The 15,539-nt window shown below is 65.0% G+C and carries 17 protein-coding genes; 9 read left to right on the top strand and 8 right to left on the bottom strand.

The features are described 5' to 3' along the window. Positions 1–41: 41 nt before the first annotated feature. Positions 42–599 carry a DUF4112 domain-containing protein gene (locus IVB36_RS23480; RefSeq protein ID WP_247294068.1) on the bottom strand — a complete coding sequence of 186 codons (558 nt, stop codon included), beginning with the start codon at positions 597–599 and terminating at the stop codon, positions 42–44. Positions 600–660: 61 nt separating this feature from the next. Then, positions 661–1,086 (bottom strand): DUF5413 family protein, encoded by a 426-nt coding sequence (locus IVB36_RS23485; RefSeq protein WP_085349175.1) that lies wholly within the window; start codon positions 1,084–1,086, stop codon positions 661–663. Positions 1,087–1,218: 132 nt separating this feature from the next. On the opposite strand from IVB36_RS23485, the gene IVB36_RS23490 reads away from it, so the two are divergent. The 3 genes from IVB36_RS23490 (at position 1,219) to IVB36_RS23500 (ending at position 2,265) form a co-directional block, all read left to right on the top strand. Further along, the gene (locus tag IVB36_RS23490) at positions 1,219–1,464 is read left to right on the top strand and encodes a cysteine rich repeat-containing protein (protein WP_026232611.1); all 246 of its coding nucleotides are present in this window, start codon (positions 1,219–1,221) and stop codon (positions 1,462–1,464) included. Between the two features lie 37 nt (positions 1,465–1,501). Continuing rightward, positions 1,502–1,729, top strand: coding sequence for a hypothetical protein (locus IVB36_RS23495; RefSeq protein WP_018453858.1), 228 nt, complete (start codon positions 1,502–1,504; stop codon positions 1,727–1,729). Between the two features lie 260 nt (positions 1,730–1,989). Then, on the top strand, positions 1,990–2,265 hold the full coding sequence (locus tag IVB36_RS23500) for a hypothetical protein (RefSeq protein WP_051112961.1): 276 nt from the start codon (positions 1,990–1,992) through the stop codon (positions 2,263–2,265). A 156-nt stretch (positions 2,266–2,421) separates the two neighbouring features. Here IVB36_RS23500 and IVB36_RS23505 read toward each other — a convergent pair whose 3' ends face one another. Next, positions 2,422–4,047, bottom strand: a complete 1,626-nt coding sequence (locus IVB36_RS23505; protein WP_018453856.1) for a hypothetical protein — start codon at positions 4,045–4,047, stop codon at positions 2,422–2,424. Between the two features lie 37 nt (positions 4,048–4,084). Further along, positions 4,085–5,377, bottom strand: a complete 1,293-nt coding sequence (locus IVB36_RS23510) for an adenylosuccinate synthase (RefSeq protein WP_018453855.1) — start codon at positions 5,375–5,377, stop codon at positions 4,085–4,087. Between the two features lie 366 nt (positions 5,378–5,743). On the opposite strand from IVB36_RS23510, the gene IVB36_RS23515 reads away from it, so the two are divergent. Continuing rightward, positions 5,744–6,676 (top strand): DMT family transporter, encoded by a 933-nt coding sequence (locus tag IVB36_RS23515; RefSeq protein WP_018453854.1) that lies wholly within the window; start codon positions 5,744–5,746, stop codon positions 6,674–6,676. Positions 6,677–6,704: 28 nt separating this feature from the next. Here the strand turns inward: IVB36_RS23515 and IVB36_RS23520 are convergent, their stop codons facing one another. Together IVB36_RS23520 and IVB36_RS23525 are read right to left on the bottom strand one after the other, a co-directional pair. Further along, complete coding sequence (locus tag IVB36_RS23520; protein WP_018453853.1) at positions 6,705–7,109, bottom strand: VOC family protein; 405 nt, start codon at positions 7,107–7,109, stop codon at positions 6,705–6,707. 86 nt (positions 7,110–7,195) lie between these two features. Then, positions 7,196–7,600, bottom strand: coding sequence for a hypothetical protein (locus IVB36_RS23525; RefSeq protein ID WP_018453852.1), 405 nt, complete (start codon positions 7,598–7,600; stop codon positions 7,196–7,198). Positions 7,601–7,673: 73 nt separating this feature from the next. Between IVB36_RS23525 and IVB36_RS23530 the strand changes: the two genes are divergently transcribed. After that, positions 7,674–8,279 carry a TetR/AcrR family transcriptional regulator gene (locus IVB36_RS23530; protein ID WP_018453851.1) on the top strand — a complete coding sequence of 202 codons (606 nt, stop codon included), beginning with the start codon at positions 7,674–7,676 and terminating at the stop codon, positions 8,277–8,279. A gap of 17 nt (positions 8,280–8,296) precedes the next feature. Here the strand turns inward: IVB36_RS23530 and IVB36_RS23535 are convergent, their stop codons facing one another. Next, on the bottom strand, positions 8,297–8,686 hold the full coding sequence (locus IVB36_RS23535; protein ID WP_018453850.1) for a hypothetical protein: 390 nt from the start codon (positions 8,684–8,686) through the stop codon (positions 8,297–8,299). Positions 8,687–8,791: 105 nt separating this feature from the next. Between IVB36_RS23535 and IVB36_RS23540 the strand changes: the two genes are divergently transcribed. Next, positions 8,792–9,727 carry a DMT family transporter gene (locus tag IVB36_RS23540; protein WP_007614154.1) on the top strand — a complete coding sequence of 312 codons (936 nt, stop codon included), beginning with the start codon at positions 8,792–8,794 and terminating at the stop codon, positions 9,725–9,727. A 97-nt stretch (positions 9,728–9,824) separates the two neighbouring features. Next, positions 9,825–10,802, top strand: a complete 978-nt coding sequence (locus IVB36_RS23545) for a tripartite tricarboxylate transporter substrate binding protein (protein ID WP_018453849.1) — start codon at positions 9,825–9,827, stop codon at positions 10,800–10,802. A 156-nt stretch (positions 10,803–10,958) separates the two neighbouring features. Here the strand turns inward: IVB36_RS23545 and IVB36_RS23550 are convergent, their stop codons facing one another. Continuing rightward, complete coding sequence (locus IVB36_RS23550) at positions 10,959–12,644, bottom strand: methyl-accepting chemotaxis protein (protein ID WP_026232608.1); 1,686 nt, start codon at positions 12,642–12,644, stop codon at positions 10,959–10,961. A gap of 252 nt (positions 12,645–12,896) precedes the next feature. On the opposite strand from IVB36_RS23550, the gene IVB36_RS23555 reads away from it, so the two are divergent. Both IVB36_RS23555 and IVB36_RS23560 read left to right on the top strand, forming a co-directional pair. Beyond that, entirely contained in the window at positions 12,897–13,940 is a 1,044-nt protein-coding gene (locus IVB36_RS23555) for a C-terminal binding protein (protein ID WP_026232607.1), read from the top strand. 88 nt (positions 13,941–14,028) lie between these two features. After that, on the top strand, positions 14,029–15,372 hold the full coding sequence (locus IVB36_RS23560; RefSeq protein ID WP_018453846.1) for an extracellular solute-binding protein: 1,344 nt from the start codon (positions 14,029–14,031) through the stop codon (positions 15,370–15,372). Positions 15,373–15,539 lie beyond the last annotated feature (167 nt).

A 15,539-nucleotide genomic window follows, 5' to 3' on the forward strand; every position in this document is an offset into this window, starting at 1 on the left:
TGGCCCGAAAGGCCGTCGCGCTTTTTGCGTTTTGGGGCGTGTCAGATGCGAGGCTGCTTGTCGAGCCAGCGGCGGAGCAGGCGCACGTTGCGCATGTTGGCACGGAACATGACGTCGAATGCGTCGCCCGCGAACGGGACGATACCGACGACGCCGTCGAGGGCGACATTTCCGAGCATGCGCGCGGTGATGTACCAGGGCGCCCCGAGCGCCCTCGCCTCTTGCACCAGCCAGAGCGAGATCGCGGTGGTGATGATGTCGCCGACGACGGGGATCAACCCGATCAACCCATCGATGCCATAGCCGATGTTGGTTCCGGGCAGCACGAAGGCGACGTCGAGCAGCTTTGCGATCGCCTCGATCCGCGCGATCCGCTGCTCGCGCGTTAGATTGCCAAACGGGTTGCCGGCGAAGGGACTGTCCTTCCCGAACTCGAAGCGAAATTCGCGAAAGCCCTGCCCCAGCGTTTCGGGCCGGATCTCGTGACCGTCCTGATCGATGATCGGCCCACGCCCGTCGGTGCCCGAAGAGGCCGCACCCGAGCGGCTTCCCGAACGGGATCGACGCGGAGCAAGAATATCGTCATCGGACATGGTCATGGCCTGTAGGGAACGCGCCAGCGCGGCGGAGGTTGCTGCGGCGTGATCGAAGGTCGCGCCCTCAAGTCTGTGCCGCCGCCGGCTGCGGCTCCGCGACATATTTATGCACGAGCCAGGATGAAATCACCGCCGGCACGAACCCGACGAGGCCGTACAGGATGAACTGCACCGCGCCCGAGTCCGGCCCGCGCGAGCTGTAGGTCAGCGAGGCCAGGATGAAGGCGAACACGCCGACCAGCAGCATCCGCAGCACCGGGCCGATCCGGCGGACGTGGACCAGGATATCGTCGACCGCACCGATCATCAGCGAGGGCAGGAAGCCGAACAGATAACTGTATTGCAAGGATTTGAAGAACACCGCGAACAGCTTGCCGACCTCAGCGAGACTGGTCTGGGTCCAATAGCCGGACTGATAGGTCGTCGTCAGCAGCAGCAGGAACCCGCCCACGAACGGGCCGACCAGCGCAAACACGAGATAGCGTTTCATCAGGCACCCTCATCCTTCACCTTACTATAGCAGCGCCGCGGGAACCTTGAATAGCGGGGGTGCGGGCTCTGCGCTGGGAACAAGCGGCATAGCGACGGACTTGAAATTCACCTCTCAGATTTGGAGCCGCCGATGTCCCGCAAACTGTTCTTCCTGGCGACGATCGCACTGACGGCCGTGAGCGGCCTGTCGAACGCGCCCGCTCTCGCACAAGGCCATATGGGTTCGCCGCAGGAGCAGCAGGCCTGTTCGCGGGACGCCTCGCGCTTCTGCCGCAAGGACCTCGGCAATGACGGTGCGGTGCAGGCCTGCCTGCAAGCCAACCGGACCAAACTGTCGCGGTCTTGCAGCAAGGTCTTTCAGAGCCACGGCATGTGAGGACCGGAACCATCCCCGGCGAACGGAGAGTGAAGCCATGTTGCGCGACGAACAGCTCTCGATCCTCAGGGACATCAGCCAATCCATCGCCTTTGCCGACGACCGGCACGGCAAGATAGGCGAGCTGATCGCCGACGGTTATGTGATGAAGGACGGAGATCTGTTCGAGCTCACGGCAAAGGGCGTTACGGCGGTCGAAGAGCATGCAGCGCTTGGCGCAAGCGATGTGGAACAAGCGAGCGTATCCTCCGATCGGTTGATCTGATCGCACGCGAGTCGCGTTGTGCGTGACGTGCGCGCAACAATTGCGAATTCCTTTTTGCCTGCCATTGCGGTCGCGCAACAATGGCGCATACTTGGCTCGGGCGGCGCAGCACTTTTCGATTCGAACATCACCAGAGATCGAGCAACCACATGCGGGATTGAGGTCCCGGCGTGATGGCTGAGACATGCGGCAGGTCAAGCCGCGTGCGGCGCCCCAAAACCAAGTGGCTCAAGCCCACGGAACTCGGGGACGCATTCTACATGACACGCAATCAGACGATCGCAACTCTCTTCGCCCTCGCCACCACCGCCATCGCAATCCCGACATCGCCAAGCTTCGCGTTCTCGTCCGAAGCGCAGCAGATGTGCTCGGGCGATGCGATGCGGCTGTGCTCCAGTGAGATCCCCGACATCCCCAGGATCAGGGCCTGCATGGTGCAGAAGAAGGCTCAGGTCAGCCCGGGCTGTCGCGCCGTGATGGACCGCGAGCACGCCGCCGCGACAGGATCGCGCAAGCGGGAAGCAGCCGCGCAATAGAGAGAGCGTATCTGCGGCCATCCTGAGGGCCCGCCCAAGGGGCGGGCCCTCAGGATGAGGTCTCGTTTCGCGGCGAGATATCAAACCCTCATGGTGAGGAGCCCGCCAAGGCTGGCGTCTCGAACCATGCAGGCCGAGGTCTCACGGAGTAGAGATCTAGTCGCCCCACTGCGCGAAGGCGTCGTTGAAGGCGCGCTCGCCGGGAGCGCCCTTCTCGATGGCGATGATGGCGCGGCGCTGGTTGGCGTAGACCAAGGGCACGTCGAACCAGGAGCGCTCCTTCAGCAGCTGGACGTTGCGGCTGCGGTCGGCATCGACGTTGGAGAGGCCGACCAGGAAGAAGCCGTCGGTGACCTTGACCGCGAGGCCTGCGAGCGGCGTGCCGCGTGCCTGCTCGTTCGACTTCATCAGGATGCCCGGCACGTTGGAAACGCCGCCGCCCGGAAAGTCCGGCGGCAGGACGAAGGTCAGCTCCGCGGTGTGGCTCGCCGGCAGCGAGGAGTCGGTGTTGCGGCGGAACGACATCGTCATCTTGAACTTGCGGTCGGGAATCTCGATGTCGGCGCGCACGGCGACGTCGGCCTTCTGGTTGCCCGACGCCTTGATCGGCTCGAGCCGCCACACCACCGAGCCGACATATTGCTTGCCCTTCGGATCGGATGGATCCTCGTCGTAGAGCACGACTTTCTGCGCCACCGGCGCGACCGGCTGGTCGCTGGCCGAGGGCTGGCCGACGCGATCCGGAATCTTGGGCTTGCTCTGCGGCTGAGACGAATCCTTGGGCGCCTCCACCACCTGCGTCGGCGAAGACTTCAACAGGTTGGTCGCGGTCTGGACCAGCTGCTTGCCCCACAGGATGCCGGCACCGACCAGGATCAGCACGATGCCGACGGCGATCGCGCTCTTGAACGGAAAGGCGCGGCCGGTGCGGGCGCGCTTCTTCTTGGGTTCGCGGTCGAGAACGGGGATGTGCGGACGTTGCGACGGCGGCTGCGACGGCGGCGCGTAGCGCTCAGCTTCCTCGATCGATTCGTCGTAGGAATACGGCGCGTCGGCTCCGGCGCCGCGATTCTCCAGGCTCGGCTCGAGCCGGTCGAATTCCGGCGAGGGCGAGGGCACGTTGGCGTAGGTGCGGCGCGCCGCGCGGTTGGCCTGCGCGGCGGCGCCGCCGAGCTCGTTGGCGTCCGCCGTGATGTCGCGGAAGCCGCGCACGCCCGGTGCGGGCGGCAGCGGCGGTGGCGGTCCCATGTCCGGCGGACGGCGCCCACCAGCGCGATCACGTCCGACCGGCGGAGGCTCCGGCATCGACGACGGGGCCGGCGGACCCGGCTGCCGCGGCGCGTCGAAACGCGGGGCCCGCGGCGCACGCGGGGCGTCGCCCTGGTCATCGACATTGAAGGAGGGCCGGTCAGCCCGCGGCGGCGGCGGAGCCGGACGGGTGCGCGGCGGGGCAGCCGTTTGCGGCGCGGGCGAGTTGCCCTCGGTGGCGCGGGTGCTGGCGCGGCGGAAGGCGTCGCCGCTGCCGCTGCTGCGGGCGCCGCCAGCGGGGCGCGAGGCCTCGCGGGCACGCTGGGCCGCCTCTGATTCGACCTTGCGGACGGCCTCTTCCAGCGAGAGGCGCTCGCGGGTGATCTCGGATTCCGAGAGCGGCGGCTGCACGCTGCGGAGCTGCGCGATCAGCGCCGTGCGCGCCCGCTCATAGAGCGCGCGACGGCTCTCGCCGGGAGCGTTGGGGTCCAGGGCGGCAATAGCGCGGGCGATCAGCGGGTAGTAATCAGCCATTTCTACTCAATTATACGCGCGTCCCGGTAAGAGATCGTTAAGCCTCAAACGGATTTTGTACCAGGATAGTATCCTCGCGTTCGGGGCTGGTGGAAAGCAGCGCCACCGGGCACCCCACCAATTCCTCGATCCGGCGGACATATTTGATCGCCTGGGCCGGCAGCTGGGCCCAGGACCGCGCATTGGCGGTCGGCTCCTTCCAGCCCTCGATGGTCTCGTAGATCGGCTCGACCCGGGCCTGGGCGCCTTCGCCCGCCGGGAAATGATCGATCTCCTTGCCGTCCAGCCTGTAGCCGGTGCAGACCTCGATCGAATCGAAGCCGTCGAGGATGTCGAGCTTGGTCAGCGCCAGACCGTTGATGCCGCAGGTCCGGACCGCCTGGCGAACCAGAACCGCATCGAACCAGCCGCAACGGCGGGGCCGCCCGGTATTGGTGCCGAACTCGCGGCCGCGCTCGCCGATCTTGCGGCCGGTCTCGTTGTCCTGCTCGGTCGGGAATGGGCCCTGGCCGACGCGGGTCGTATAGGCCTTGCAGAGGCCGAGCACATAGCCGACCGCGGCGGGGCCGAGGCCCGAGCCGGTCGCCGCCTGCGCCGCCACCGTGTTGGACGAGGTGACGTAAGGGTAGGTGCCGTGATCGACGTCGAGCAGGGCGCCTTGCGCGCCTTCGAACAACATGCGCTTGCCCTCGCGCCGCTTGATGTCGAGCAGCCGCCACACCGTCTCGGCATAGGGCAGGAGCTGCGGCGCGAGCGCGGTCAATTCCTTCACGATCTCCTTGCCGTCGAACTCCGGCAGGCCGAGGCCGCGGCGCAATGCGTTGTGATGCGCCAGCAGCCGGTCGATCTTGTGCGGCAGGGTGTCGAGATCGGCGAGGTCCATCAGGCGGATGGCGCGGCGGCCGACCTTATCCTCGTAGGCCGGGCCAATGCCACGGCGGGTGGTGCCGATCGCGGTCGCCGCATTGGCGGATTCGCGATGCGCGTCGAGTTCGCGGTGCAGCGGCAGGATCAGGGTGACGTTCTCGGCGACCCGCAGATTGTCCGGGCCGACCGCGACGCCCTGCGACCGCAGCTTGGTGACCTCGTCGAGGAAGGCGGCGGGATCGAACACGACGCCGTTGCCGATCACCGACAGCTTCTGCTCGCGCAGCACGCCCGAGGGCAGCAGCGCCAGCTTGTAGGTCTTGCCGTTGATCACCAGCGTGTGGCCGGCGTTATGGCCGCCCTGGAAACGGACGACGATGTCCGCCTGCTCCGACAACCAGTCGACGATCTTGCCCTTTCCTTCGTCGCCCCACTGGGCGCCGACGACGACAACATTGGCCATTCGCGGGTAATCCCTATGCAATCTGTCAGATGCGCCCAGCCCAATCACGGCCGGGGCCGCTCGAACGCGAGGCAGCCAACCGGATAAAGGATGCAGCCTCTCTAGGCAAGCAAGAACGGGACTTTTTCGAGGCCGCGAGCGCACTCCAAGCCTTTGATATCCCCTGAAAATCCAGAAACCTTCGCGGCGGGTGCAATGCTTCGACCAAAGCGTGAGAGGCTGCTTCCGCCGCTGCATGGTCGCGATGCATCCGGCCCCCGTTGATGCAACCTCGATTTCCGTGTCTTTGAACGGGGCCGGGTTTGAACCGGCCCGGGTGCCACCGGGCTGGAGGCTTGGCGCATGACGCGGGGCCACAACAATCCAATGTCCGCCACCGACGAGACCACCGGCGCCGCCACGTCCGGCCACAACTGGATCGCCAACCAGCCCTATCTGCTGCTCAGCATCACCGCGCTGTGCTGGGCGGGCAATGCCATCGTCGGCCGGCTCGCCGCCGGTCACATCCCGCCGGTGACGCTGTCGTTCCTGCGCTGGTTCTTCGCCTTCCTGCTGGTGCTGCCGTTCGCCTGGAAACACCTTGCGCAGGACTGGCCCGCGATCCGCGGCAAGCTCGGCCTGATGGTCACGCTCTCGATCACCGGCATCGGCGCCTTCAACACGCTGCAATATTGGGCGCTGGAGCATACGCAGGCGCTCAACACTCTCCTCTTGCAATCCGCCGCGCCGCTGGTCGTGGCGCTGTGGTCGCTCGCCATCCTCGGCGTCCGCCTCACCGTAGCGCAGGCCTTCGGCGTGCTGCTGTCGATGTGCGGCGTGCTGATCATCCTGCTGCATGGCGACTTCACCACGCTGTCGAACATCGACTTCAACAAGGGCGACCTCATCTTTGTCGTCGCGCTGATCATCTTCGCGCTCTATTCGGTGCTGACCTTGAAGCGGCCGCCGATGCACGGCCTGTCGTTCCTCGCCTTCACGTTCGGCTGCGGTGCTGCCTGTCTCATTCCGCTGGAGATCTGGGAGTTGTCCGCGCGTCCCGGGATGAAGCTCGACGGGCCGAACCTCCTGACCCTCTTCTATGTCGCGGTATTCCCCTCGACGCTCGCCTATCTCTGCTTCAATCGCGGTGTCCGCCTGATCGGCGCCAACCGCGCCGCGCCGTTCTTCCATGTCGTGCCGGTGTTCGGCTCGATCATGGCAATGGCGTTTCTGGGCGAGCACCCGCAGGCGTTCCACTTCATCGGCTTCGCGCTGGTGCTGGCCGGCGTGTTCGTGGCGTCACGGAAGCAGGCGAGCTAGGCTTGGGGCCCGGTTCGATCGGCTGCGATCAAGCGTTTGTCGACGGGTTCATCCACACCATCTCCCAAACATAGCCATCGGGGTCTTCAATGTGTCGGTTGTACATGAAGCCGAGATCCTGCGCCGGATTGGGATCGGCGCGACCGCCCGCAGCCACCGCGCGCGCCAGCGTTGCATCGACGGCATCGCGGTCGTCGACCGTGAGAGCGAACATAGCCTGGCTGTGGCGCCGCGCGTCGCCGATCTCGCGGCTGGTGAATTCACGATACCGGTCGTGGGTCAGCAGCATCACGCCGATCGCGTCCGTGAACATGAGCGACGTCGAATTTGCTCCGGAGAATTGAGGATTCACCGCGCCACCCAGGGCTACGTAGAACGCTGTCGATGCGGCGAGATCGCGTACCGGCAGGTTGACCAGAATCATCTTGGACATTGCTTTTCCTTCGAAAGCGGCTGGAAGCCGCGCTATGGTCTGACATTGGGAACAGAGAGCTCTCAACACTCCTCCCTGGACTGCATTCAAATGTAGCGCGCGGCGCCCATGCAGAGCGCGGCCATGCCCAGCAGGCCGGCCGCCGCACGTTGGGCGGCGGCGATACGTGCACGGAGGTCCTCCGGCTTGCCGGTGCCGCGACGCAAGGCCGCGAGCGCACGAGGACCGATGACAGCCTGAATAGCGGCCGCGATCAGTGCACAGACAGCACCGACGGCGAGCACCTGCTCGGTCGTGCCGAAGCTGTGGGAATGAACGAGATGGCCGAGATAGCCGCCGGTCAGGATGGCAATCGTCGCCGCGCCGAGTTGTGGAAAGACCAGCTGCTCACCGGCAACTCCGCCGATGCGGGCCAGCGCAAAGCTTGATCCCGCCCAGAACACGGACGACAACACATGAAGTGACAAGGCGATCACGAGGGCAGTTTGCATGGCAAGCTCCGAACCGGCTTCTAAATTAGATATACTACATGTATAGTCAATACGTCAACAGAATGGCAAGGCGATGCCGAAGCGCAATTATGTGAGCTCCGCGCGGGCTTCCGCGGCGGCGGCGACGCGCGAGCGCATCATCGCGGCCGGCGCGCGACTCCTACGCGAGGACGCGAGCATTGCGAACTTCTCCCTCGACGTGGTCGCCAAGGCGGCCGGCGTCACGCGATTGACCGTCTACAACCAGTTCGGATCGCGGCGGGGATTGCTGGAGGCCGTGTTCGACGACATCGCGCACCAGGGCGGACTGTTCGAACTGGCCGAGGTGATGACGATGGCGGATCCGCGCGCCGCGCTCGACCGCGTCATCGAAATCTTCTGTACGTTCTGGGGGCGCGATCCCGCCATCGGCGGGCTCAACCAGGCCATCGCGACCGATCCGGAATTCGGCGAGGCGCTGATCGAGCGTAACGAGCGACGGCGCGAATTGCTGACCGCGCTGCTGTCGCGGATCGTGGGCAAGCACGCGGCAAAGCGCGCCATGCGGGACACGGTTGATTTGATCTTCGTGCTGACGAGTTATCCGACGTTTGCAGCGCTGAGCCGGCAGCGGTCGACGGAGGAGGTCTGTCGCTTGCTGCAGACGGCGTGCCACGCGGCTGTGGACGGGCTGAAGTAAGCCGGCAGCAGGCGGCGCTACTTCATCTTGAACTTGCTGTACGCTTCGCTGGTCGCAATGATGACGTGCTCGGCGCAGGCGTTGACGCGGTGCGGATCAGCCTCCGTCTCGTAGGCCTTCGAGGTCATCATGTCGATGAAAGCCGTGACGGTGGGATAATAGACCAGCGCCGCGAAATCCCAGTCGTTGCCCTGCTGCGGGCCGAGCGCGACGGCCCTGGCCTCGCCGGTCCAGAGCAGCGTGCCGCCGCGTGCCTTGATCATCGGCACTGTGACCGCACTGTAGCGCAGATAGGCGTCCCAGCCGGAACCGTCGCCGTCGCCGGAGTGCGCGTGGAAGCGCATCAGGTTCAACATCACCACCGGTGCATGCCGATCGAGCCGATCAAGGCCATCGATGTTCAACATATTAACCGCCAATGCCGCCTCCTCTGGTCATGCCTGCATTGTAGCATTGCGGTCGCATGACTTGTGTCACGACGCAAATCCGGCGCAAGCTCGTATGCAACGCCAATGACGATCGCTTCGCCCGCGCCACCGGCCTCCAATCCGGCCAGTTGGCTCAACAACCAGCCTTATCTGCTGCTCAGCCTGAGCTCGCTGTTCTGGGCCGGCAACATCGTGCTCGCGCGCCACGTCGGCGCGCATGTGCCGCCGCTGACGGTGACCACGATCCGCTGGTTCGGCGTGTTCCTGATCCTCCTGCCCTTCGCCTGGCCGCATCTGAAGCGCGACTGGCCGAATCTGCGCAAGAGCCTGCCGCTGATGCTGTTCCTGTCGCTGGTGGGCTTTGCCTTCAACAACGCGATCTCGTACTGGGCGATGCAGTACACGGAAGCGCTGAACGCGCTGCTGATCCAGTCGGCCGGACCGTTGTTCGTGGCGCTGTGGTCGCTGGTGCTGTTCGGCGTGCGGCTGACCGGTGCGCAGCTCGCCGGCATCGGGATCTCGCTTCTCGGCGTGCTGATCATCATCCTGCGCGGCGATCTCGCCGCGCTCGCGAGCATCAGCTTCAACAGGGGCGACATCATGTTCGCCTCCTCGCTGGTGGCGTTCGGGATCTACTCTGCCTTCATCCCGCGGCGGCCCAAGATCCACCAGCTCTCCTTTCTCTCCTTCACCACCTGCTGCGGCGCGACGATGCTGCTGCCGACCGCGATCTGGGAGGCCTGGAGTGGTCGCGTCCTGCAACTCGACGGGGTGACGCTAGCGACGCTGGGCTACATCCTGATCTTTCCCTCGACGCTGGCCTATCTCTTCTTCAACCGGGGCGTGGCGCTGATCGGCCCGAACCGCGCCGCGCCGTTCTTCCATCTGGTGCCGGTGTTCGGCTCGGCGATGGCGATCCTGCTGCTCGGCGAAAAGATTCAGCCCTTCCACCTGATCGGCTACCTGCTGGTGCTCGCCGGCGTCGTGATCGCCTCGCGCCAGGGTTCTGCGGTGAAGTAATTCCGCGACGCGAGACGAGGCGACAAACTCGCGCCTTCCGATTTCGACGAGGAGACGCTAGGTTCCCCGCCAACCAAAAAAGAGGGAACGACCAGACATGCTTTCAGCGTTGATCCGAAACCTGCGTGCCATCGGCACGGGCGCCCTTTGTCTCGCCGCCGCGTCCGCTGCGCAGGCCGACAATTATCCGAGCCGCAACATCACGCTGGTGCTGCCGTTCGCCGCCGGCAGCGGCACCGACACCACGACGCGGCTGATCTCGCAGCATTTGTCGCAGGCCCTCGGCGTCGGCATCGTCATCGAGAACAAGGCGGGCGCCAACGGCATGATCGCCGCCACCTATGTCGCGCGCGCCGCGCCCGACGGCTACACGCTGCTGGTGACCACCAACACCACGCATTCGGCCAATCCCTATCTGCTCAAAAGCCTGACCTACGATCCGGTCAAGGACTTCACCCCGATCGCGCGCACCGGCGACCTGCCCTTCATGCTGGTGATCCACCCGGAGGTGCCGGCCAAGACCGTCGGCGAGCTCATCGCCTACGGCAAGGCCAATCCGGGCAAGCTGAGCTACGCCTCGGGCTCGTCCTCGGCGATCGTGTCGGGGGCGACCTTTGCACACAATGCCGGGCTCGACCTCCTGCACGTGCCCTACAAGAGCTCGCCGCCGGCGCTCAACGACGTCATGGGCGGCCGCGTCTCGATGATGTTCGTGGACATCCTGACCGGCCTGCCGCATGTCCAGGGCAACGCGCTACGCGCGCTCGCCGTCACGACGAAGGACCGCTCGTCGCTGGTGCCGAACCTGCCCTCGATGCAGGAGGCCGGCGTGCCGGACTTCGACATCTCGTCGTGGCAGGGCTATTTTGGCCCCGCCGGCATGCCCAAGGAGATCGTGACGCGACTCAACGCCGAGATCCGGAAGATCGTCGAGAAGCCGGAGATCAAGGCCCAGCTCGCCACCCTCGGCATGGACGCGTTTTCGGGCACGCCCGAGCAGCTCGGCACGTTCGTGAACGAACAGCTGGTGTTGTGGGAGAAGCTGATCCGCGAGGCAGGGATCGAGAAGCAGTAGGGGCTCGCGAAAGCCGCGCGCTCGGCATTCTCCGTCATGGCCGGGCTTGTCCCGGCCATCCACGTCGATCAAAGCGTCCGGTGTCCAAGAACGTGGATGCCCGGGACAAGCCCGGGCATGACGATAGAGGAGATGGCGTCGCTTTGGTGTGGCGACCTACGCCGCGCGCACCTTGGCGAGGAAGCCGTCGACTGCGCTGCGCAGCGCGCCGGACTGGCTGTCGAGCTCGCGAGCGTTGGTGAGCACGTCGCTTGCCGCCGTGCCGGTCGCTTCCGCGGCCGAGGTGACGCTGCCGATATTGGCGTTGATCTCGTTCGATCCGGCCGCGACCGACTGAATGTTGCGGGCGATCTCGCGGGTCGCCTCGCCTTGCTGCTCGATCGACGCGGAAATGCCCGCGGTGATCTCGCTCATCTCGGCGATGGTCTGAGTGATGCCGCCGATGGCGGCGACCGCATCGCTGGTCGATGTCTGCATCGCCGCGACCTGGGCGGAGATTTCCTCGGTGGCCTTGGCGGTCTGGTTGGCCAGCGCCTTGACTTCGGAAGCGACGACGGCGAAGCCGCGGCCGGATTCACCGGCACGCGCCGCTTCGATGGTGGCGTTGAGGGCGAGCAGATTGGTCTGTGCCGCGATCGAGTGGATCAGCTTGACCACCTCGCCGATCTTCTCGGCGCCGGTGGAGAGTTCCTGCACCGTGGCATTGGTGCGCTCGGCGTCGTTGACAGCGCGGCTCGCCACTTCGGTCGAGCGGGTGACCTGGCGCGAGATCTCCGCAACCGAGCTCGACAGCTCTTCGGCAGCCGCGGCAACCGTGCCGACATTGCCCGACGCTCTCTGCGAGGCCGCGCCGACCGTCGCCGCACGCGACGAGGCGTCGCCGGCGGTCGCGGTCATCGATTGCGCAGTGGCTTGCATGCCCGTCGCAGCCGAGGAGACCGAGCGGACGATACCATTGACGCTGCGTTCGAAGTCGCTGGCGATGCCCTCCATCACGCTGCGACGTTCCGCCGCTGCGCGATCCTTGGCATCGGCTTCGCTCTTCTCGATGTCGCGGATGCGGACAGCGTTGTCCTTGAAGATCTGGACGGTCGACGCCATTGCGCCGACCTCGTCACCACGGCCGACGCCCGGAATGTCGCCGTCGAGCTTGCCCTCGGCGAGATCCTTCATGCGGGCTCCGAGCAGGGCGAGCGGGCGGCTGATGCTGCGACCGATCAGCCAGGCAACGCTGCCGGCGACGATGACGATACCGAGCATGGCCAAGCCGAGCAGCCAGTAGACCGGACCCATCTTGGCGTCGATATCATCGAGATAGGCGCCGGTGCCGAGATACATGTCGAAGCCGGGGACCGCGACCGCGTAGCCGAGCTTGCGGATCGGCTTCTCCTGGCCGGGCTTCACATATTCATAATACAGCAGGATCGAACCATTGGCCTTGACCCCGTCCATCAACTCGGCAGACAGCTTGCGGCCGTTGGTCACGACATCCATGCGGTTGCTGCCGATCTGCTTCGGATCGGGCGCGAGCTGGGTGATGCCGTCATAGGACGTGCCGAACAAATAGCCCGCACCGTTGTCATACGTCATTGCATTGCCGTAGCGACGAATCTCGGCCATCGCCGCATCCTTCGTCAGCTCGCCGGCGTCGACCCGCTTCTTGAGGGCAGCGGCGTAGTTGCGCCCCATCTCCACGATCGCCTTGGCCTGATCGATGCGCGCGTTCACCATCTCCTGCTTCATCAGGTATCCGGCGAGGATCCCGGAAATGCACAGTCCGAACAAGGTGACGCCGACGAGGATGCCGAGCTTGGGGGCGATCTTCATATTGCTTAATTTCACGGGATGCTCCGGCAACACAGGGATAAGGACGCGCGAGTGAATCGATCGAAATCAAATTAACCTTTAGGGGGTGACCCCTTAGCAAGCTGTTACGGGGCGCCCCGTAGAAGCCCGGAGAAGACGTCGAACCAGTCGTATAAATCGCCTCAATGACAACCGGGAATTGTACGCGACCTCCTCGATTTCGCGTAAAAGACGCAAAGGCCCGCGCAAAGCATGGGTCACAACAAGAAACCAAATCGGGAGCAGGACATGCCGAGATACAGGGTGGTGACGCCGAAGGGCGCGAGCTTCACGGTCGCGAGCAGCGATTATTCCTACGAGCGCGAGGCGCTCGATCCGATCGACGCCGAGATCGTCGAGGCGCCGGCCGACGAGGCCGGGTTCATCGCCGCCGCGAAGACAGCGGACGCCATCTACGCCAAGGGCATCCCGATCACCAAGACCATCATCGACGCGCTGGAGAGCTGCAAGGTCATCACGCTGGGCTCGGTCGGCGTCGACAGCGTCGACATCAAGGCCGCGACCGCGCGCGGCATTCCCGTCACCAACATCCCCGACACCTTCATCGAGGAGGTCGCCGACCATGCCATGATGCTGCTGCTCGCTGGCTTCCGCCGGCTGGTCGAGCAGGACCGGATGGTGCGTAGCGGCCGCTGGGCCGAGGGCCGGCCGGCGTTGTCGAAGATACCGCGGCTGATGGGCCAGACGCTCGGCTTCATCTCGTTCGGCCGCGTGGCGCGTGCGGTTGCGAAACGCGCAGCTCCCTTCGGCCTGCGGATGATGGCCTACGATCCCTTCATCCAGGAAACGCTGATGTCCGACCACGGCGTGATTCCGGCGACGCTGAACGAGGTGTTGTCGCAATCCGACTTCGTCTCGATGCACGCCCCCGCCCGGCCCGAGGTGCATCACATGCTCACCGAGAAGCACTTCCGGCAGATGAAGAAGGGGTCCGTCTTCATCAACACGGGTCGCGGCGCCACCGTGGACGAGGAAAGCCTGATCAAGGCGCTTCAGGAGGGCTGGATCGCCCATGCCGCCCTCGACGTGCTGGAGAAGGAGCCGCCCTCGCACAACAATCCGCTGCTCGGCATGGACAATGTCACCCTGACCGCCCACGTCGCCTCCGCCTCGGCACGGTTTGACGAGGCGCGCAAGCGCCGGGTGGGCTACGAATTGTCACTGGTGCTTCAGGGCATGTGGCCGGTAAGCTGCGTCAATCCGTCGGTGCTGCAAGACACCGCGCTCCGCCGCTGGCAGCCTGTCAGCATGGACCGCGGCCCGAACAGCTAGACGGGACGGCCGCGAAGGCGCGCCGGCAACCGGAAAGACCCTTCACCGGCGATCAACGCCGGGAAGGGAAACATATAGGGAGGAACCGATGAGGAACGACATCACGCGTCGTGATGCCTTGGCGCTGGGCCTGTCCGCTGCGGCAATCGCGGCAACCGGTGCTCCGGCAAATGCGCAATCCGCGATCAAGGCCGCGGACGTCCCCACACCGAAACTGCCGATCGAGAAAGGCGCATCCCTGCGCATGCTGCGACCGGTACGTTTCGTCCAGGCCGACGAGGACGTGTTCCGCGCCAATGCGGCCAAATTCACCAAGGAGACCGGGGTCGAGGTCAAGGTCGACTTCGTCGGCTGGGAGGACATCAACCAGCAGACCGCGGTGACCGCGAATTCCGGTGCCGGCCCCGATATTATCATCGGCTTCTCCGATGCGCCGCACATCTATATCGACAAGCTGATCGAGCTGACCGACGTCGCCGACTATGTCGGCAAGCGGTACGGCGGCTGGCTGCCGCTGGCGCAGCGCTACGGCAAGAAGAACAAGAGCGACGCCTGGATCGGACTGCCGTTCGGCGCGACCGCGGGTCCGCTGATCTACCGCAAGTCGATCCTGCGATCGGTCGGCTTCGACAAGGTGCCGGAAGACCATGCCGGAATCCTCGATCTCTGCCAGAAGCTTCAGAAGGCCGGCAAGCCGGCCGGCTTGGCGCTCGGCAACGCCAAGGGCGACGGCAACGGTTTTGCGAACTGGGCGCTGTGGTCGCACAACGCGGCGCTGCTCGACGAAGAGGGGAACGTCGTCATCAACAGCAAGGAGACGATCGCCGCACTGAACTGGGTCAAACAGCTCTATCCGACCTTCATCGCCGGCACGACGTCATGGAACGACGTCAGCAACAACCGCGCCTACGCCGCGCAGGAGATCTCGCTGACCGCCAACGGCGTCTCGCTGTATTTTTCACTGAAGAACGATCCGGCGACCAAGGCGATCGCCGACGACAGCGAACATCAACTGCTGCCGAAGGGTGTCGCCAAGGTCTCGCCGATGGCGGGCCTGACGCTAAACGCCATGCTGTTCAAGCACAGCCAGTACCCCAACGCCGCAAAGGCCTTCCTGCAATACATGCTGGAAAAGGACCAGTACGAGCCGTGGCTCAACGCCAATTCCGGCTACTGGGCCCAGCCGCTCGCGGCTTACGCGGAGGCCAAGGTCTGGAGCGAAGATCCCAAGATCAAGATCTTCAAGGACACCATGAACACCATCTACTATGACGGCTATGCTGGCCCGATCTCGACCGCGACCGGTGCCGTCAGCGCCGACTACGTGCTGATTCAGATGTTCGCATCCGTCGCGACCGGCGCTGCCACGCCGGAAGCCGCAGCCGCGGAAGCCGAGCAGCGCTGCAAGCGGTACTTCCGGCGGCAGAAGTAGCGCTGGCCAAAAGCGCGTCATCGCGAGCGAAGCGAAGCAATCCAGCCTGTCTTCCCAGTTACAGCCTGGATTGCTTCGTCGCCCCAGTGCAAAATTGCTTCGCAATTTTGTTACGGGCTCCTCGCAGTGACGGGCCTGGTGACTTTCAGAGACGGGACAACAAACCG

The organism is Bradyrhizobium sp. 35, from assembly GCF_023073215.1.
Lineage (GTDB): Bacteria > Pseudomonadota > Alphaproteobacteria > Rhizobiales > Xanthobacteraceae > Bradyrhizobium > Bradyrhizobium canariense_D.